At 39.6% G+C, this 19,570-nt stretch carries 17 protein-coding genes and 1 riboswitch; of the genes, 10 read left to right on the forward strand and 7 right to left on the reverse strand.

Annotated elements, in window-relative coordinates; genetic code table 11:
• Positions 1–88 precede the first annotated feature (88 nt).
• The 5 genes from ACRRMM_RS18440 (at position 89) to ACRRMM_RS18460 (ending at position 6,998) form a co-directional block, all read left to right on the forward strand.
• Complete coding sequence (locus ACRRMM_RS18440; RefSeq protein WP_008347371.1) at positions 89–739, forward strand: TetR/AcrR family transcriptional regulator; 651 nt, start codon at positions 89–91, stop codon at positions 737–739.
• A 69-nt stretch (positions 740–808) separates the two neighbouring features.
• Positions 809–2,062, forward strand: coding sequence for an MFS transporter (locus ACRRMM_RS18445; RefSeq protein WP_144625460.1), 1,254 nt, complete (start codon positions 809–811; stop codon positions 2,060–2,062).
• Complete coding sequence (locus ACRRMM_RS18450; RefSeq protein ID WP_428828699.1) at positions 2,059–4,386, forward strand: FtsX-like permease family protein; 2,328 nt, start codon at positions 2,059–2,061, stop codon at positions 4,384–4,386. The genes ACRRMM_RS18445 and ACRRMM_RS18450 overlap by 4 nt, the downstream gene beginning before the upstream one ends.
• Before the next feature lie 13 nt (positions 4,387–4,399).
• Positions 4,400–5,161, forward strand: a complete 762-nt coding sequence (locus ACRRMM_RS18455; RefSeq protein ID WP_008347378.1) for an ABC transporter ATP-binding protein — start codon at positions 4,400–4,402, stop codon at positions 5,159–5,161.
• 658 nt (positions 5,162–5,819) lie between these two features.
• Complete coding sequence (locus ACRRMM_RS18460) at positions 5,820–6,998, forward strand: tetratricopeptide repeat protein (protein WP_008347380.1); 1,179 nt, start codon at positions 5,820–5,822, stop codon at positions 6,996–6,998.
• Between the two features lie 92 nt (positions 6,999–7,090).
• On the opposite strand, the gene ACRRMM_RS18465 is transcribed toward ACRRMM_RS18460, so the two are convergent.
• The 5 genes from ACRRMM_RS18465 to ACRRMM_RS18485 all read right to left on the reverse strand — a co-directional run bounded on the left by ACRRMM_RS18465 (position 7,091) and on the right by ACRRMM_RS18485 (position 13,529).
• On the reverse strand, positions 7,091–7,939 hold the full coding sequence (locus ACRRMM_RS18465) for a PRD domain-containing protein (protein ID WP_008347382.1): 849 nt from the start codon (positions 7,937–7,939) through the stop codon (positions 7,091–7,093).
• 31 nt (positions 7,940–7,970) lie between these two features.
• Positions 7,971–9,437 carry a glycoside hydrolase family 1 protein gene (locus tag ACRRMM_RS18470; protein ID WP_025208280.1) on the reverse strand — a complete coding sequence of 489 codons (1,467 nt, stop codon included), beginning with the start codon at positions 9,435–9,437 and terminating at the stop codon, positions 7,971–7,973.
• Between the two features lie 4 nt (positions 9,438–9,441).
• Positions 9,442–11,301 carry a beta-glucoside-specific PTS transporter subunit IIABC gene (locus ACRRMM_RS18475; protein WP_428828700.1) on the reverse strand — a complete coding sequence of 620 codons (1,860 nt, stop codon included), beginning with the start codon at positions 11,299–11,301 and terminating at the stop codon, positions 9,442–9,444.
• A 344-nt stretch (positions 11,302–11,645) separates the two neighbouring features.
• Positions 11,646–12,524 (reverse strand): hypothetical protein, encoded by an 879-nt coding sequence (locus ACRRMM_RS18480; protein WP_428828701.1) that lies wholly within the window; start codon positions 12,522–12,524, stop codon positions 11,646–11,648.
• A gap of 111 nt (positions 12,525–12,635) precedes the next feature.
• Positions 12,636–13,529, reverse strand: a complete 894-nt coding sequence (locus tag ACRRMM_RS18485) for a hypothetical protein (protein ID WP_428828702.1) — start codon at positions 13,527–13,529, stop codon at positions 12,636–12,638.
• 182 nt (positions 13,530–13,711) lie between these two features.
• Here ACRRMM_RS18485 and ACRRMM_RS18490 point away from each other — a divergent pair, with 182 nt between their 5' ends.
• Positions 13,712–14,263 (forward strand): PadR family transcriptional regulator, encoded by a 552-nt coding sequence (locus ACRRMM_RS18490; RefSeq protein ID WP_065461415.1) that lies wholly within the window; start codon positions 13,712–13,714, stop codon positions 14,261–14,263.
• A 4-nt stretch (positions 14,264–14,267) separates the two neighbouring features.
• A complete protein-coding gene (locus tag ACRRMM_RS18495) occupies positions 14,268–14,756 on the forward strand; it encodes a DUF4188 domain-containing protein (protein WP_035390052.1) in 489 nt (162 codons plus the stop codon).
• 10 nt (positions 14,757–14,766) lie between these two features.
• Here ACRRMM_RS18495 and ACRRMM_RS18500 read toward each other — a convergent pair whose 3' ends face one another.
• Positions 14,767–15,390 (reverse strand): NUDIX hydrolase, encoded by a 624-nt coding sequence (locus tag ACRRMM_RS18500; protein ID WP_008347394.1) that lies wholly within the window; start codon positions 15,388–15,390, stop codon positions 14,767–14,769.
• A gap of 169 nt (positions 15,391–15,559) precedes the next feature.
• On the opposite strand from ACRRMM_RS18500, the gene ACRRMM_RS18505 reads away from it, so the two are divergent.
• Positions 15,560–15,766 (forward strand): helix-turn-helix transcriptional regulator, encoded by a 207-nt coding sequence (locus ACRRMM_RS18505; RefSeq protein ID WP_025208285.1) that lies wholly within the window; start codon positions 15,560–15,562, stop codon positions 15,764–15,766.
• Positions 15,763–16,443: a DUF3169 family protein gene (locus tag ACRRMM_RS18510; protein ID WP_079920016.1), complete on the forward strand. Its 681-nt coding sequence runs from the start codon at positions 15,763–15,765 to the stop codon at positions 16,441–16,443. Before ACRRMM_RS18505 ends, ACRRMM_RS18510 begins: the two co-directional genes overlap by 4 nt.
• Before the next feature lie 47 nt (positions 16,444–16,490).
• On the opposite strand, the gene ACRRMM_RS18515 is transcribed toward ACRRMM_RS18510, so the two are convergent.
• Entirely contained in the window at positions 16,491–17,837 is a 1,347-nt protein-coding gene (locus ACRRMM_RS18515) for an amino acid permease (protein WP_008347408.1), read from the reverse strand.
• A 162-nt stretch (positions 17,838–17,999) separates the two neighbouring features.
• Positions 18,000–18,079: riboswitch (glycine riboswitch) on the reverse strand.
• Between the two features lie 276 nt (positions 18,080–18,355).
• Between ACRRMM_RS18515 and ACRRMM_RS18520 the strand changes: the two genes are divergently transcribed.
• Complete coding sequence (locus tag ACRRMM_RS18520) at positions 18,356–19,372, forward strand: LacI family DNA-binding transcriptional regulator (protein WP_007497313.1); 1,017 nt, start codon at positions 18,356–18,358, stop codon at positions 19,370–19,372.
• The last annotated feature ends 198 nt before the right edge of the window (positions 19,373–19,570 follow it).

A 19,570-nucleotide genomic window follows, 5' to 3' on the forward strand; every position in this document is an offset into this window, starting at 1 on the left:
AAAACAGCCATTGACAAGGATACGCCAAAAAGTGTTTAATCAAATCAAGGGACCGACCGACAGTCTAGTCAAAAGAAAGGATGGCTTTATGAGAACCGTTAAACATCCTGAGGAACGCAAAAATGACATCTTAAATGCAGCAGAGAAGCTTTTTTCAACCAAAGGCTATCAGCAAACCACAATTATTGACATCCTCAAAGCCGTTGGCATTGCAAAAGGCACATTCTATTATTACTTTACTTCCAAAGAAGAAGTGATGGATGCAATCATTGACCGGATCATAAAAGCAGATATCATCGAGGCAAAGCGTATTGCCGCTGATCCAGATATCTCAGTGGTCGATAAATTATTTCGCATCATCATGGCACAATCTCCTAAACAGGGCAGCCATAAAGAAGGCATGATCGAACAATTTCATCAGCCTGCTAATGCAGAGATGCATCAAAAAAGCTTGATCAAAGCCATTACAGAGCTATCACCCGTTTTAGCAGAAGTCATTCAGCAAGGTGTAGAAGAAGGGATATTTCAAACGGATTACCCACAAGAAACTGTCGAATTTCTCCTCGCTTCTGCACAGGTTATCTTTGATGAGGGACTTTTCCAATGGACCACAGCGGAAAGTATACAACGAGCTCTAGCATTTATCGCAATCCTTGAAGCCTCATTACATGCAGAAAAAGGAAGTTTCTCCTTCCTTCTCCAACGTTTAACTGGAGAACCGGAAGACAATAATCAGTGATTGGTCACTTCAATACCAATCCTGCATACATTATAGACTGACGGTCGGTCTAAAAGGAGAGTGATTTTCATGTCGTTATCAGCCAAAAATGGCTCCACCCATTTTATCTATCTCGTTCTCGGGCAAATTATTTCCGTTTTCGGGTCTTCCTTGATTCGTTTTGTTCTATCTTTACACGTCTTGGATATGACACATCGCGTTGATTTATATGCTCTGCTTTTCGCTTTATCCAATATCCCGCTCCTCCTTTCGCCATTAGCAGGAGCAATGGCTGACCGGTTTAACAGAAGAAATTTGATGATTTTATTTGATGTTCTTACTGGCATTATGATTCTGGCTTTTTATTTCTGGTTATTTTCAGGTCATGATTCGCTTTATATGATTGGAGCCGTCATGATTCTCCTTGGTGTCATGAGTACATTTTATGCTCCTGCTGTGATGTCGAGTATTCCTCAGCTAGTGAAAGAAGAAAAATTAGAACAAGCAAATGGCATCGTGAATGGCGTGCAGGCCCTTTCAGGTGTTGTCGCTCCTATCATTGGCGGCGTTTTATACGGACTCATTGGGAGCCAGGTCATCATAGGTGCTAGTAGCATTGTATTTTTTCTATCAGCATGCATGCTTTTACGGTTAAATATCTCTTTCTCACCTAGCCCACTCGCAGAACCGATGACCAAAGTACTCTTGAAAGATATGAAACAAGGATTTTCCTATATCGGAAGCCAGCCATTTTTAAAAAGAGCCATGCTGCTTGCAGCGCTGCTAAATTTCACCCTCACACCATTTTTTATCGTTGGAGGTCCCATTATTTTAAGAGTCACAATGAAAAGCAGTGACATCATGTATGGAATAGGGATGGGCATCATTGAGTTTGCCGTCATCGCAGGCGCCCTGCTAGTTGGGCTTGTAGCGAAACATTGGCGCATTCCTACTTTGTATCGCTGGCTGCTCGTCATCGCAGTCATTTTGCTGCCTGTTGCTTTTTCAACATCCAAGATGGCTCTTCAATTTGGTACATTTCCAGCCTATTTTCTCTTTTTAGCAGGGTGTCTCCCAATTGCCATGCTGCTCACCATGATTTCGATCGTTGTCATCTCACATGTGCAAAAGAAAACACCCAATGCTCAATTAGGAAAAGTCATGGCCAATCTAACAATGGTCTCTCAATGTGCTGCACCGCTCGGTCAAATGATGTACGGGTTCTTGTTCAACACTTTTTCCGCCAGCATGTATGTGACCGTGTTAATCGTCAGTGCCTTGATGTTTGCACTTGCCTTCCTTACAAAAAATATGCTTCGACATGAAGGAGAATCAGCCTCATGAGATTGACGTTTATCAAGAAAGACCTAACCCGCCACCGTCTCATTTCAATCGGCTTAACCCTTTGCATCATGATGACATCATTTTTAGCAACAAGCGCTGCGCAAATGACGGTCCAGCTGAATGGTTCCATTTCTGATCTACTCCAATCAGCCAAAGCACCAGACTTTGTCCAAATGCACGATGGCAGCTTAGATGAAAAAGCGGTCGATATATTTTCAAGTAAACAGTCGATGGTAAAGGCACATCAAATTGTTCCAATGATTCCGATCGAACACGTCAGCATCAAGTTCGGGCAGGAGCCTGCTCAAGCGGGTGTGATGGATCATTTATTTGTAAAACAAAATCGCTATTTTGATTTTCTTTTAAACGAACGAAATGAAAAGCTCACTGTAAATAAAGGAGAAGTAGCAGTCCCTATTTATTTTCAACAAAAATACCACTTAAAGATTGGCGAAAGGTTACTCATTACAAAAGGCTCTCATCAATTCTCTTTTCAAATCAAAACGTTCTTACGAGATGCCCAAATGAATCCAAGTCTTGTCAGTTCAAAGAGATTTCTTCTGCATGATGCGGACTGGGCGGCACTGAATCAAGTGTTTCAAAAAAAGGAGTACTTAATTGAATTTTTATTGCATGATGCTGGTCAAGCAGATGCTTTTCAATCACTCTATCAATCATCTGAGCTGCCACAACAGGGGCCTGCTGTCACATTACCCCTGCTTCGCATGCTGAATGCCCTAACAGATGGTATGGTGATTGCCATTCTCCTTCTTGTCTGCTTTCTGCTCATTAGCATTTCCCTCCTCTCTCTTCGTCTGGCTATGACCGCCGCTATAGAAGAGGATGAACGTGAAATTGGAATCTTAAAAGTACTAGGAATCCCTTTATCAAAAATCAAACAATTATACGTTGGGAAGTATGCCGTGCTTGCCTGTATAGGGTGTATAGCAGGATATTTAATGACGCTCATGTTTGGCGATTTGTTTACAGCCAATATTCAGCAATATATGGGAAATCGCCTCTCTTTTATTCATCAGGTGATCCCGCTTTTGGTGTCAATTTTGACAGCAATGATCGTCATCTCATTCAGCTATACTGTCCTAAGGAGATTTGGTCAAATATCAGCAGCTCAAGCCATTCAAGGCGGCATAAGCTCACCAAGCCATAAAAAACAAATTCCTATGTACCTCCAGAAAAACAGATTCCTCCCAGTCAATTTTTGGTTTGGTTTGAAAGATCTGTTCTCGCGAATAAAGATGTATTCAACAATTACCTGTATTATTGCGCTTTGTACATTTTTAATGTTAATGCCGATTCCGCTATGGTACACATTACAATCACCAGATTTCGTCACATATCTTGGCTCAGGAAAAAGTGACCTTCGAATTGATATTCGGCAGGGAAATCATTTAGAGAAAAGTACAAATAAAATAGAGTCTATGATTAGCGTAGACCAAGACATTCAAACATCTGCCGTCTATGAAACAACTTCTCTACAAGCCAAAACAATGGAGAATACACTAGAAACGCTCTATTTAGAAACAGGTGATCTATCAGCATTCCCTCTCACCTATTTACAAGGAAGGGAACCGTTGAAGGAGGAAGAGATTGCTTTATCGGTGTTGAGTGCTGACTCACTTCAGAAAAAGATAGGCGGAAAAGTCACTCTCGCCACAAATGGGCAGCAAGTTCAAAAAATGGTTACCGGCATTTATCAAGACGTCACCAACGGAGGGAAAACTGCTAAAGCATTATCTCAGCCTTTTCCTCAATCATCCCTTTGGAAAACCATTCAAATACAATTAAAACAAGGAATAGATATGGCAGGAAAAAAAGCAGCACTTGAAACAAATATGTCTCCTGCAAAAGTGACAGATATGAAAGAATATGTGCATCAAACAATAGGAAGCACCGCATCTCTAGTAAAAGTGATTGCATTATTTTCAACCATCGCAGCTTTTGGAACAGCCAGCCTCATGTTAATGATGTTTCTACACATGTTAAGGGCGAAAGATTTAAATCGTACTCACTTGTTAAGGACGATTGGTTTTTCTCAAAAAGATTTAACCTATCAATACTTAACAAGTTTTATCGTCGTTCTCTCTATTGGTGCCTTCATTGGAGCAATCGCTGTTCATACTATTGGTCCGGCGTTAATGAGTGCAGGCGGAGCATCATTAGGAGCATCCAGCCTTCAGTGGTTAGCCCCGAAATGGGTTTGGATCGTGTATCCTCTCCTGCTGTTTATGGTGAATTTAACTGTCATCTCGTGGTTATTGAAGTCCTTTTTTTCTAGTAAAATCAGCCGTCATACACTTTCATAAGGAGATGTTTCACATGGAACAATTAATTGAAGCGAAACAATTGTCTTTACAAATTGATTCATTAAAAGGACAAAAACAGACCATTCTTAGAAATATTCACTTATCAATTAAACGTGGAGAATTTGTCACCATTATGGGACCTTCAGGATGTGGAAAAACCTCTTTGCTTTATCAACTTAGCGGTATAGAGACATCCTCCAGAGGGGAAATCAAATATAAAGGTCAACTGCTATCAGAAATGACAGACAAACAGTTAACAGCTTTGCGCTTATCAGAGATGGGATTCGTCTTTCAACACAGCCACTTACTAAAAAACCTCAATCTATTTGATAACATCATTGCTGCAGCTTACTTAGCGAAGAAAATGCCGAGAAAAGAAGTCAATGAACGAGCAAAATATCTAATGGAGAAACTTGATATTGATCATTTAGCTGATAGATATTTATCAGAAGTATCAGGAGGACAGCTCCAAAGAGCCTCTATCTGTCGAGCTCTTATGAATGAACCAAACATTCTTTTTGCAGATGAGCCCACAGGTGCTCTTAATTCAAGAACCACAAAGGAAGTCATGGATATTTTTTCACAAATCAATTCTGAAGGAACAACTCTGCTTCTCGTCACCCATGATCCAAAAGTGGCCCTTTGCTCTGAAAGAATTTTGTTTATGAATGACGGTGAAATTTCAGCTCATTTAAATTTAGGAAAATACGACCGCTTCACCGCTGAGAAACGAGAGGCCTTGTTAAACAAGTGGTTACAAAACTTAGGGTTTTAATTGGTGTCAAACAGGCAGCTTTCTGCCTGTTTTATTTTTTCTTACACTCAAAGGAGTAATCCATAGTCAAACTATTTGTTTCTAGTATGATTTTGCCGTCTTCTTGTTGACAAGATTCTGTCAGCAACTCAATTTCTTTGCTATAAAAGTATCTCTTTGAGATATAAAGAGTGACTAAAACAAGTAAAAGCGTAGTAATCACAATTGTCATTTGCCAGTTTAACATTTGAAATCTTTTTTTCATTTCAACATCCTTTCTGAAAGGTCAACACTTGTCTCGGATTTTCACCTTTCTCAGTAACTACCAGTTTCTTTCCCAAAATCATCTAGCAACATCATAACTGAATTTCCCTTCTAGATCGACCTTTCATTGTTCTTCTCTCATAGCTAAAATAGCTTTATTTCATATATTCAGATGGTATTTTCGACCATAAACTTAAAACTAATAGTATCTATCACGTTTTTAGACTTCCAAAAAAAGATTTTACTCATTTGAATAAACAATTAATGATCATTACAATAACGTACATCTCATGACATAAGGTCCTTTTTATTACCTCCTGTCAATCACCTCTCTGAAACGATTATATTTTACCAAAAATTGTGATATCGTTTTTTATTGAAACAGGCGAAAGGATGTTAAAGAGGTGAAATTTCCATGACGATCATTTCAGCTGAACAGGTGGGGAACCGTTTAAATGATTGGCGAATTGCCATTCGTAAGCATGATGTACACAATGCAAAGACAATCTACACAGAATTAAAGGAATTACTTCAAGAGATGGAAGAGAATCAGGAGGTCTTGACCTACTATTCATTGCTAGAAGGCAAGTTTAAGCTCATGTTATATGAACGAAGGGGTAAAAAACTGAATGAACCGACAGTGCTAGAATACCCTTCTAAAACAAACGACTTAATTGAATACTATTTTTACCTATATAAAGCCCTTTACGCTTCATATAACAGAGACTATGCATCAGCCATCGGACTGTTTAAAATTGCTGAGAAAAAACTGCAAAACATTCCTGATGAAATAGAAGTAGCAGAATTCCATACGAAGGTCGCAAACCTATATATGATGCTTCGCCAAAGCCTGATTTCACTTCATTATATTCAGAATGCCATCGATATTTTCAAAGGTCATGATGGCTATGAAAGAAGACTGGCAGCAGCTTTTGTGATCGCAGCCACCAACTTCATGGATATTGGCGATTTCAAAAGAGCTGAGAATTACTACACAAAAGCATTACACATCTCAAATCAATTAAACGATCATTTTCTAGCATCACAGCTTTATCACAATATCAGTATTCTATATGCCGAAGCTGGAGAATCAAAAAAATGTATTGATGCCCTAGAAAAGGCTCTTAGTGATGATGACTACCTTTCATCTTGTTATTTCGAACACTCCATGTTTATGTTACTAAAAGAGCTGCTCTCCATTGATGAAAAGTCGCAAGCTCTCTATTATTTTGAATTAGTCAAACAAAAACAAGAAATAGACAGAAACCCCATCTATACAGCAAAAATGAATTTTCTCTATCACCTATATTTCACTGAAGACATATCCAAAAAAGCTCAAACCTGTTTCGATGACATCAGTATTCTGAAAGAATTAAAGGATGTTGAAGGTGCCCGTGAATTAAGTGCACTAGCTGCCAAACACTTTGAAGAGCTGGGTTCAATTCACCAAGCATATCTCTTTTTGAAGGATGCCTATCAATTGGAACACACTACACTTAATTGGAGGAATTATGATGAAAAAAGTGAGTTTACTCATTTTCGCTTTAGCCATCGTTGTTTTCGGACAAACGGTGTCTTACAATTCGTTAAATGATACAAATCTTAACCCAACAGAACGACCTATTGGAACATAAACCGTACAATACAAATAACCACTTGCCTCATTACAAGGCAAGTGGTCCACATTTATTTTAGTTCTTGATAAGAAATGAGGCGGTGAATATGTACCGCCAGATACGTAAGTTCGTCATTTGGAATAACAATACTGTGCACCTGTTTAATATAATCTTTGATTTTGAAAGCCACATCCATCGCTTGAGGATACAAGTGTGCAATTTGTTCAAACAACTCATTTTCTTGATCTGATAATAATTTATTTGCGTAAAATCTTTCAACAAAGAATTTCACATGTGTAATAAATCGGCTGTAATGAATATTCTCTTGATCCATTTTCATATTCAACGTATAGCGGACGAGATTCACAATACTTCCGATCATCTTGGCATACTTCATGCCATCTTTGGAATCGGACTCTTCACCTAACGCATTAATTAAATGGAAGGCGATATTGGCCGCTTCTTCCTTTGGTAATTGTATGCCCAATGTATTGTTGACTAACTCAAGCGCATAATTACCTACTTCAAATTCTTCGGTATAGTAGTTTTTGATTTCCCAGTATACTCGATTTGTAATATTAATATTCTTCTTGTGCCGTTCTACTGCAAAATTCAAGTGGTCCATCAAGGTAAAATAGACACCAGAATTCAGACTCGAGTTTAAGCGTTTTTCAGCATATTGAACAATATGCTGAGTTAAATCGATAAACTCTTGTGGCATTGAATCTAATAGTTGGAGAAACTCCTTCGCTCTCATGTTATCGACAGACATAAACACTTGATCTGCCTTCTTTTCTTCAATCATTTGACCTGGTTTTTGTCCATAACCAATCCCCCGGCCGAATAGAACCATCTCCTGTTGGTTCTGATCTTCAGCCAGAACCACACTCGAGTTTAAAACTTTTTTGATTTTAAACATCGTCATCACCTGTTTTCATGATTGTGGTTTTTCAATCAAGCGATTCACCATTTGTTTCAATGACCTTTTTGTACCAATAAAATGAGTCTTTACGAGAACGTTTTAATGTACCGTTTCCATCGTCATCTTGATCTACATGAATAAACCCGTATCGTTTTGACATCTGTGATGTACCTGCACTAATAATATCAATTGAGCCCCAGCTCGTATATCCGAAGAGGTCAACGCCTTCTTCCACCGCTTCTCTCATTTGGCGGAAATGCTCTTTGAAATAGTTAATACGATAATCATCGTGAATTGATCCATCACTTTCAACAACATCTTTTGCACCCATGCCGTTTTCTACAATGATCAGTGGTTTTTGATAACGATCATATAATTCTATTAAAGAAATTTTCAGACCAACCGGATCAATTTGCCATCCCCAATCAGTAGATGGAAGGTAAGGATTTTTGACCCCACGGATGGTATTTCCATCCGTTTTTTCTAATCCTTCATCAGCTGATTCAGTTAAAGACATATAGTAGCTGAACGAGATAAAATCTACTGTATTTTCTTTTAAAATAGAAAGATCATCTGATTCCATTTGGATATGAATGTTTTTTCTCTCAAGCATGCGCTTGATAAGCGGAGGGTATTCACCAAATACCTGAACATCTGCATAGAAATAGTTTTCTAAGTTTTGTTTCAATGCCCGCTCCACATCATTCGGATGACAAGTGTGCGGATACGTTGTTAATTTTGTCAGCATACACCCTACTTGACTGCCTGGTATGATGCGATGACAATCTGCTGTTACGAGTGCAGAGGCAATGAATTGATGATGGAGTGCTTGATAAACCGTCTCTTCCTCTTTCCCTTCTGGGCAGCGATCAGGAATAATTCCTGCTGTAATAAAAGAGTGGCGGTGAATACTATCTATTTCATTAAAGGTCAGCCAATATTTCACATCATGTTTATAGCGTTCAAAACATACATTGGCGAACTTAACAAAGAGATCAACGACTTTTCTTTCAACCCAGCCATTATATTTCACGCTCAGTGCTAACGGCATTTCATAATGTGACAGCGTCACAATCGGTTCTATGTTGTGTTTTTTCATTTCTGCAAATAAACGATCGTAAAATTGGAGTCCTTTTTCATTTGGTTCTTTCTCTTCTCCAGTTGGGAAGATACGGCTCCATGCAATAGAAATGCGAAGAGTTTTAAAACCCATTTCAGCAAATAGAGCCAAATCCTCTTTATAGTGATGATAGAAATCAACACCTCTGCGTTTTGGATACTTTTTATCATCTGGGTCTTTCATCGCTCGATCTATATTTTCAGAAGTAACAGCTAGATGCCCTTCATAATCTTCTACACTCAAATTAGACCGGTACATCGCAATATCAGCAACAGATGGGCCCTTTCCATCTACATTCCAAGCGCCTTCCGCTTGGTTGGCGGCAATGGCGCCGCCCCATAAAAATCCTTTTGGAAAACCTTTTATTGTCGTCATATGTTTAGCCTCCTAATTGGGTGATAACCATCAATGTATCTTGGCGATTGACCTCTTGTAATGGCTGTACCTTAATATCATATTGATCTGTATTCGTGATGACAGCAAGCGTAACTGGATCGTATCCTGCTTCCATGATTTTTTCTACATCAAATTCAATGAGTAAATCCCCTGCTTGTACACGATCTCCTGCCTGCACTTTTGGATAAAAATACTGTCCTTCCAACTGTACAGTATCAATGCCAATGTGGAATAATACTTCCACCCCTTTGTCCGTTTTCATACCAAGTGCATGGTTTGTTTCGAACAGCAAGGTGACCTCACCTTCTACTGGTGCATATAGCGCTCCTTCTGAAGGAATAATGGCAATTCCGTCTCCCATGACCTTTGAAGAGAATATATCATCTTTTACTTCAGATAGAGAGATCATTTGACCAATCACAGGGCTTTTGAAAGTTTCCCCTGCTCCAATTTGTTCAGCAAATGCTTCTTGATCATTTGTCTTTTCTTCTACTTTTTTATCCTTACCTAATACAAAAGCAGCGATAAAAGCAACAACGAAGGAAATGACAGCTCCAATGACAGCAAACATTAGATTTCGTGGAAGCTCATCTGATATAAACATCGACATACTGGCTAATCCAGGGCCAACAAGTACAAATGCTTGTATACCAACTAATCCAATGAATATCCCACCAACAAATGAACCAATCATGACACTTCCAAGTACGCGTTTATTTTGAAGTGTCACACCATACAAAGCAGGCTCTGTGATGCCAAAAAATGCTGAAATTCCTGCCGAAATGGCTGTTGATCTGAGTACCTTGTCTTTCGTGCGTAGTGCCACTGCGAAACATGCTCCACTTTCCGCAATATTATGCGCAAGTGATGCTGGTAAATAAAGTGCTTCTTTCCCGAGGTTCCCCATCGTTGTCACTGCATAAGGGACCATTGCTTTGTGCATGCCTGATGCAACCATAAACGGGAGTACCGCTGCTAAAATTGCAACAGCTACCCAGCCTACTGTATTAAACATCGCAAGAATAACGGATGAAAACCCTTGTCCTGCTGTAAAACCAAGTGGTCCTAATAACAGTAACGTAACGGGTACAGTAATGACTAATGACATCATTGGGACAAAGAAAATCCGAATTGGTTTTGGTGAAAATCGTGTGAAGAATTTTTCCATTTGAGCGTAAAGCAATACAGAAAGGATTGCTGGAAACACTTGATACGCATAAGCTATATTTTTTACGTCGAATGACATTAATTGCGCACCTTCAGTAAGCATGGCTGTCATGTTCGGAAGAAGGAGTGCACCGACTGCTGATAATGCGACCAGTGGGTTTACCTTTAGTTTATTTGCCGTTGTGACAGCGACTAGTAATGGCAGGAAGTATAGTGGTGCGTCACCCACCATGTTCAGTATTTGATAGGTTTGGCCTTTTGCATCCACCCAGCCTAATAAAGAGAAAAGGAGAAGAAATGATTTTAAAATCCCTCCGCCTGCGATAGCCGGAACTAGCGGCTGGAAGACACCCACAATGAAATCTAATAGAACTGTGCCTGCTTTTCTTTTTTCTTTTGGCTGATTGGATGGCATGCTTTGCCCAGACGAGCTGCCGCCCATTAAATTTGTTACCTGTTGATACACTTCAATCACGTCATTCCCAATGACCACTTGGCATTGTCCTGACATTCTGACAGCTATGACACCTGGTGTTTTTTCTAATGCTGGTACATCTGCTTTTTTCTGATCAATTAGTGTGAAGCGAAGTCTTGTTGAGCAGTGTTCAAGGTGCGCAATGTTTTCTTTACCACCTACATTCTGTAAAACATCTTTGGCGACTTGTGTGTAATCCATTTTTTCTCCTCCTTTTCTCATACATGAGACCTATATTTTGGCAATAAAAAAAGGATCTAAAACGACAAATTAAAGAAATTCATCGTTTTTAGATCCTGCCTGCATGACCAGTCACATGTCTAATTTATTTATATTGGATTTGTTTTTAGTATATATTGATTATATGAAAGCGTCAACATTTATTTTTCTAAAAATTATTAAGGTCTATATACCTAAATTAATTTTATTTAATTTAGTTAAAGCAACCTTTCTCACTTTTTTTATACACCAATATTTTTTATCATCAATAAGAACTCTTTATTAATAAAAAACCAGATAAGTTCACTCATCTGGTTTCTTATCATCTATTTTTTTCTTTCTTCCGCCTGCTTTTTGAATGCTTTCGCTTGTTTTTGGTATTCCTGTTTCGTAACTGCTTTTAACTCTACAGTACCGCCTGTCATTTTAAATGGAAGTTTGATTGATTTTACATCTCGATCAGTGGAACCTATAATGATTCCATCTTCAATTGAAGGCTCATAGCCCATAAAAAAAGTTCTTCCATCCGTTTCACCCGAGACTTCTAATCTCATTTCTTTATAAGACTTACAATCTTCTTCAGGAACAGTTGTGATTAGAAGGGAGCCGGTCCATCCAATCTCAATATGCATGGTTTTCACCTGTAAAAATAATTGTTTGTCCTTTGCCGTATAGAGAAAGCCATATACCTTTGCCACTTTCTCCTTGAAGTTTCTCATACTATCATAAAACCTATCTTCAGCGGTATCGAATAGATAATCATATCGTTTTTGAATCTCTTTATGATATTTATCTAGCTTTTTTTGATTGATTGCCTTATATATCATACTTTTCTTTTCGCCTTGTTTTTTTACTGAAAGGTCTTTTCCTGAAAAGTGAACTTCGTATACGATCGTTTCTTTACCTTGTGTGACTTTGAATTCATACCCATTTTCTTTTGAACTGCCAGATACGACAAATTGTTTTTTATAGATTTGCGGATCCCACCTTACTTCTTCTATATACTTTTCATTCAAATGCCCCGTTACTTTGCCTTTATTCTCCGATATCTCAAACCAGCTCATTTTATCCTTCGTTTTATACGCAAATGCATAGGTATGATTCAATGAATTCTTTTTTGCGATTGCTTGATATGCTGTCCAGCCGCCTCCACCTAAGACGAGTACTGCCAGGATAGACACGACCCACATTTTCAATTTACTCATAGGTACCTCCACTAATATATGATTTAAAAAATCTTCATTATCCCTATTTATTCAACTAAATTCTGATCGTCCTGAAATGCCATTCACAACAATCATCTGTTCCAACACGATCTACTTTTGCCATTCTTTCGCCTTCTTTTTGAATGCTTCCGTTTGTTCTTGATATTCCTCTTTCGTGACCGCTTTAAATTCTATAATCCCGCCTGCCATTTTAAAAGGAAATTTAATGTATGTGGCGTCTCGGTCAGTTTCCCCTAAAATAAAACCCTTTTCAATTGCAGGATAAGTACTCAAATCAAACATCATCCCATCTGAAACTCCACCGGCTGTATGTTTCGTTTCTTTATATGGTTCACCACCATCTCCTGGAACCTTTCTCATTAGAAAAGAACCTGCCCATTCAGACTGCATATACATTCGTTTTACTTTTAAAAATAGTTGGTATGAACCATCCTCCGCTGTATACAGATAACCATAAGCGCCTGTTACTTTCTTAATGAAGTTTCGTACATAATCATGAAATCTATTTTCCGTGTCATCCATCAGTTTCTCATATCGAGTATGAATGTCCTGTTGAACAGCACGTAGGTTTTTTTGATCAACTGCTTTGTATGTGATGCTGTGCTTTTCACCTTGTTTTTTCACAGAAAGATCTTTTGCGGCAAGGTGAACTTCATATGTGACCGTTTCTTTCCCTTGCTTCACATAAAATTCGTAACCGTTTTCAATTGATTTTCCGGTTAATTGATATTTGTTGATAAATAGATTGGGATCATAATGCCTTTGCGGATTTTCCTCTAAAATGGTTTCGTTCAGCTGGCCTGTTACTTTTCCGTTTCTCTCCGTTACCTTGAACCAGTTCACACGATCATGAGTCTTATATGCAAAGGCGTAGGGATGATTCAAACCACTCTTTTGTGCGATTGCTTGATAGGCTATCCAGCCGCCTCCACCAATCAGTAGGACCGCCAGAATAGTCATGATCCAGATTTTCGATTTACTCATATGCCCCCTCCAAACTATAATCGTTCACTCTATATGAAGGATTCATCTCATTGATTAACAAATCAGTGATCTCTTCACCTCCTTTCTAGCATTTATTTTTTTCTCATACCTCTTGTATCTGCAGTTATACATCGTTTATCATATATCTAAATGATATATCTTTTAGATAGGTGTGTTGATCAATGAAAAAATACAATGATACGACATATGCGATTTTGGGGATTTTAACGACAGATTGTAAGTCTGGGTATGAAGTGAAGCAATTAATTGATAGGAGCTTGCATCACTTTTGGAAAATTAGTTATGGACAAATTTATCCAGCTTTAAAGTTAATAGTCGAGGAAGGGCTTGCGAAGGTTTCACCCACTTCTACAACTGGCCGCTCAGACAAGCGGGAATATCATCTAACTGAAAAAGGGCTGGACACGTTGAGGCAATGGCTGGCGCAGCCGCTCGATCAAGTACCATCAGAACGAAATGAGGTGTTATTAAAGTTATTTTTTGGTCAATATCTTTCGTTTGAGAAAAAATTGGTGCTTTTACAGGATTATGAGAGGCAGCTCCGTATCCGTTATGAGACATATGTTGCGATTGAACAAAACATTCAAGAGCTGTATCCAGATGAAGCTGATGCGAAGTATTGGCTGTATACGTTAGATTACGGAAAGAAAGTGGCGCAGGCTGGAATTGATTGGTGCGTGGAGACCTGTGAATCGATGAAGGAAGAAGGGTGAACAAATGAAAAAAAATATACGTGCTGGCAGGTATACAACAGACAATTCTGAGCCGATTGTTGTGTTCATTATCGGAATGAGAATCAATAAACGCTGGGCTGTTCATCAATGGCTGCCAGTATTTAAGGCGATGCCGGGGATGATCAAAGAACTATATACACATCAAGAAGAACTTGGTTTTCTCGGGACAGAAAATTACTTCGGTTTACGCACCACCACCATGATCCAATATTGGAAATCAACAGAGGACCTCCTTGCCTACGCCAAGATGGAGAAGCATTTGACTGCTTGGAAAGGATTCAACCAAAGAGCACGACATAATGACGCGGTCGGAATTTATCATGAAACGTATCAAATTCAAGCCGGCTCATATGAATCTATCTACGTGAACATGCCTTCATATGGATTGAGCCAAGCGAAAGCGCCCATCCTAATTGGAAAAGGGAAAGGAAAAGAAACTGCAAAAGAACGCCTTTCTACAACAAATTCCTAGAGCTGATTCTCTAGGAATTTCTTTTTGCAACCATCACAAAATGTTTTAATATGCGGGCAGTTAATCCCCAAATGGTGTAACGATCGTAATCATAAAACCACTCCTCAATCGAACGACTCCCCCAGCTGTATTTTTCACCATTCATGATTTTTTCATAAGGAAAGTCCTCTCCTGGTGTTGGCTGCACCGATACATGGTGTAAGTACGGTTCGTATTGGCTGAGCCATGATAGAGGCACAGTAAAGGTCTCCTCTACTTCTTCTTGATTAAAGGAATGTTTGACCTGCTGTTCATCAATAATCCCGACAAATGGATATACCACAAAGGATGGTGAGGCAATATAAGGGCTGAGCTGCCCTAAAACCTTGACGGATTCGGGCGGAATTCCTAGTTCTTCATATGTTTCCCGCAGTGCAGCTTCTTGTGCGGTTTCCCCACCGTCGAGTTTGCCTCCTGGGAAGCTAATATCGCCAGGCTGTTTTCTCATCGTCAGTGATCGCACTTCAAATAAAACATGCCATTCCCCGTCTACTTGCACCAAAGGGACAAGGACTGCCGCTTTGAACGCTGTCTCTTCTCCAATAAATAGCGGCTGTGATTGATGTAAATCACTTTTTAATTGATCAATGAACATGGGCATCACCTATTTTCTGTTTCTCTTTTCTTTAGCGTATCATTGATTCCCTTTTGAATAAAGGCGATCTTTTGACAATTATTTTTATCATTTTGACAACTATACTTGTCAAAATGAATATAATACTTTACAATCAAGATAACATTTTGATCAGAGTTGAGGTGACAGAATGAAAAATCGGCTAAAAGAGCTGCGGGCGCGTGATGGTTTAAACCAAACGGAGCTTGCGAAACGGGCAAAGGTTTCCCGCCAGACGATCAGCTTAATGGAACGAGATGAATTAATGCCGTCTCTCTTACTTGCTATGAGGCTTTCACGTATTTTTCAAGAACCCATTGAACAAATTTTTCTATTCGAGGAGGATGAACTCACATGAAAACTGTATACAAAATGCTCTTAGGTGCTCTCCTTGGTTTTCTCGGTGCTTACTGTTTGCTGGCTGCCGAATTTGAGCTGACACTTCTGCAAGCTGCATTTGAAGCGACTCTTGTCATCACTGGCTTGACAGTTCTATTCATCATTTATTGTTTTTCAGGCATTTCACGCATGAAGAAAAGAGTCTCTCTTTCAGTATCTGGTGATGAGGAAGATGAACTAGAGGTAAAACAGTACCGAACCTTTACTGATGTAACGTTAGCTAATACGGTGAGTACCATTTTATCGATTATTGCAATTGGAATTTCCATCGTAACCGAGCAGCCACTCTGGCTGATTCTCGCAAATGCTGCCTTATTTTTGATCACCGTCATTCTTTCTTATGTGTCGACCTCTGTCCTAAAGCTCGTCTATCCTAATCGTCACCTACCTAGTCCAACCGATAAAGATTATGGCAAAAAACTGCTCGCCATTTCTGATGAAGGCGAAAAGCATGTGATGCTCGATGGGCTTTTTCACACTTTTCAAATGATGAATATTTTATTGACCGGTGCCATGTTTATTTTGATTGTCTATTCTCTTGGCGCCAATCACTCTCAGCTCTTCTCCATCATCGTCGTTGGACTTGTTCTGATCATTCTTAATGCATACTATATGTTGAAGATTCGAAATCGTTAAATAAGCAAAAGCACAGCCATTTAAAAAGGCTGTGCTTTTTTCGTTCATTATGCTGAACGGCGTTTCTTTCGTGCATAAATCAAAAATAGGAACCCAAACCATACAGGTGTCAATAACAGGGCTGGACGTGTAGCATCAGCGAAAAGCATGATGACAAGAATAGCAGCAAAGAGCACAAGAACCGCTATATTCACAAAAGGTGTAAATGGCGCTTTAAAGGTAGACGCCTTATGCAGTTCAGGACGTGTTTTCTTATATTTCAGATGGCATATTAAAATAATACTCCATACCCAAATGAAACAAATGGCACTAATCGTAGTCACAATACCAAAGGCTTGTTCAGGAATCAGCTTGCTTAAAAGAGCCCCTACTGACACCACAATCGTCGACACAAACAGGGCATTACTTGGAACAGCATGCTTATTTAGACGGCCAAAAGATGCCGGTCCTTGTTTTTGATGACTGAGATTATACAAAATTCGGCTCGTTGAGAACATACCGCTATTACAAGCAGACGCCGCAGATGTCAGGACGACAAAGTTGATGAGTCCCGCCGCTACTGGTATCCCAATGAGTCCAAAGGTTTTCACAAAAGGACTTTCTGATGCACTGAGTTCTGTCCATGGGTTGATGCATAGTAATACAAAAATCGCACCTACATAGAAAAAGAGAATTCTTAATGGAATTTTATTAATCGCAGACGGGATATTTTTTTGCGGATTCGCTGTTTCTGCTGCTGACACACCGACAAGTTCCACGCCCACATACGCAAAAATCACCATCTGGAATGACAATAAGAAGCCTGTCACACCATTTGGAAATAATCCTCCGTGTGACCACAGATTCGTTACCGTCACGGGTCCTGCATCTGTTTGAAAACCAATGATTAACAGGACAATTCCAACGCCAATCAACAGTAATATCGTAATCACTTTAATCAGTGCAAACCAAAATTCCATTTCTCCAAAAAGCTTCACCGTTAATAAATTAAATCCTAGTAAAATCAATAAACAAATAATAGCAGGAATCCACTGCGGTATATCAAACCAATACTGCACATACACCCCGACCGCAATAACATCCGCCATCGCTGTCATAATCCAGCAAAACCAATACGTCCATCCTGTCACAAAGGAAGCCCATGGTCCAAGATAATCCTCTGCTATATCCGTTAAAGATTGATAGCCCGCCTTAGATAAGAGCAATTCTCCAAGTGCCCTCATGACAAAAAAGATGGCCATTCCGACAATTAAGTACGCAAAAATGATCGATGGTCCTGCCAATTGAATAGCCTTTCCAGACCCTAAAAATAGCCCAGTTCCAATCGTTCCGCCAATGGCAATTAATTGAACATGACGGTTTGATAAATCTCGCTTTAACTCTTGTTGTGCCAATTTCAACACCCTCCTACGACACGATCCTATACTGAAATAATGAACTCTCAAAAAGTCCATAAAAAAAGAGATTGGATGCGCTCCAATCTCACGGTCATAAAAGAATAGCAAAATAGAGAAAAGCAATACACAGTATGATCCATGCATCACAAATACAATATTTCGTACTCTTCTGTCCTTTTGCCTGAGATTGTGAACCCTTCGGCGCCGCACATACATGCGGTCTCTCCAGAAGCTGCTCCTGCCATAGTGTGACCCACAGCAATCATAGCCTTCGATATTTACTTTAAATGTTGCTATTTCTGAATAATTTTATATTTTACGCCTCTAAAAGAAAGCTGTCAATGGTAATCTTTTAAGATGTTGTTTCCTCCTTATCTGAAGCCGATATGACATCACTTCATCAACACCCCTTGATTAAGGTATAATGAAACAAAGAATGTTCGGCTAGTTTGGTGGAGACATCCATCTTGATGATGAACCATAGTTAGGCAATCCAATGAAGTTGGTGAAGACAAATGAAAAAAATGAACAAACAGCGTGTGACATTACAAGAAGTCGCTCGGCATGCCGGTGTATCGACTTCAACGGCCTCACTCGTTGTTCGCAACAACCCTAGGATCTCTGAAGCCACCCGGAAAAAAGTGCTGCAATCCATGGAGGATTTGGGATACGTGTACGATCGCGTCGCTGCCAACATGCGGTCGAAAAGTTCAAATATTGTGGGTGTGATCGTCACGGATATTTCAAACACCTTTATTTCTGAATTTTTAATTGGTGTGCAAACCACACTTGAATCACTTGGCTATACCGTTTTACTTGGGACAACCTTTGATAGTGTAGATAAGCAGGAGCGTCTCATCTCCACAATGGTAGAGCACCGAGTGGGTGGAATCATCTTAAATCCAGCATCGAAGAGCTCGACACGAACGGTGAAACAATTAAACAACATTCGCACACCAAAAGTATTGGCAAATCGTGAATTAGCAGATGTCCATTGTGATTATGTCGGCGTTGATTATGAACAAGGTACTTGGATGGCGGTGCGTCATCTTCTTCAAAAAGGGCATCGCCGCATCGCTTTCTTAGGCGGAGTCAAATCCTCCTCGACTTGGATTGAACGGATGAAAGGGTTCAAAAGAGCCCATGATGATGAAGACCTGACGATGGATGAATCTCTTATTATCGATATGGTACCTACCCGTGAAGGCGGGAAAGAAGCCCTTGCCCAAGTGATTGACCTTCCCGAACCACCTACTGCTATTTTTTGCTTCAGTGATTTAGTGGCGTTTGGGGTGATTCAAGAATTGGCAGCGCGTGACATCAAGCCTGGTGAAGACATTGATGTAGTTGGATTCGATAACATCCCTGAAGCGGAGATGTATCACCCGCCGCTCACCACAGTCTCATCATTTCCACGATCCATTGGAGTCAAAGCAGCCAACCTTTTGTATCATAAAATGAACGAGCAGGATGAAGAACTGCAGCGATTGATATTAAAGCCTCAACTTCATATTCGAGAAACCTCGACATGATCATGAAAAGGAGAATTGCAAAGCGATTCTCCCTTTCAGATTGTTGACAAAGGGCTAAAATGAACTTGATTTTAGCCCTTTGTCTTCTTTTCAGCGTGATAGAAAACCTTTGCAGTCTAGGAAGGACGAGCACCGGAGCAGAGCGAATTTGACATTCGTGAGCACCGGAGCGCAGGACTGACAAAGAATGCGAGGGTT

Source organism: Bacillus sp. XT-4 (assembly GCF_050864245.1).
Classification (GTDB): domain Bacteria; phylum Bacillota; class Bacilli; order Bacillales; family Bacillaceae; genus Bacillus; species Bacillus altitudinis.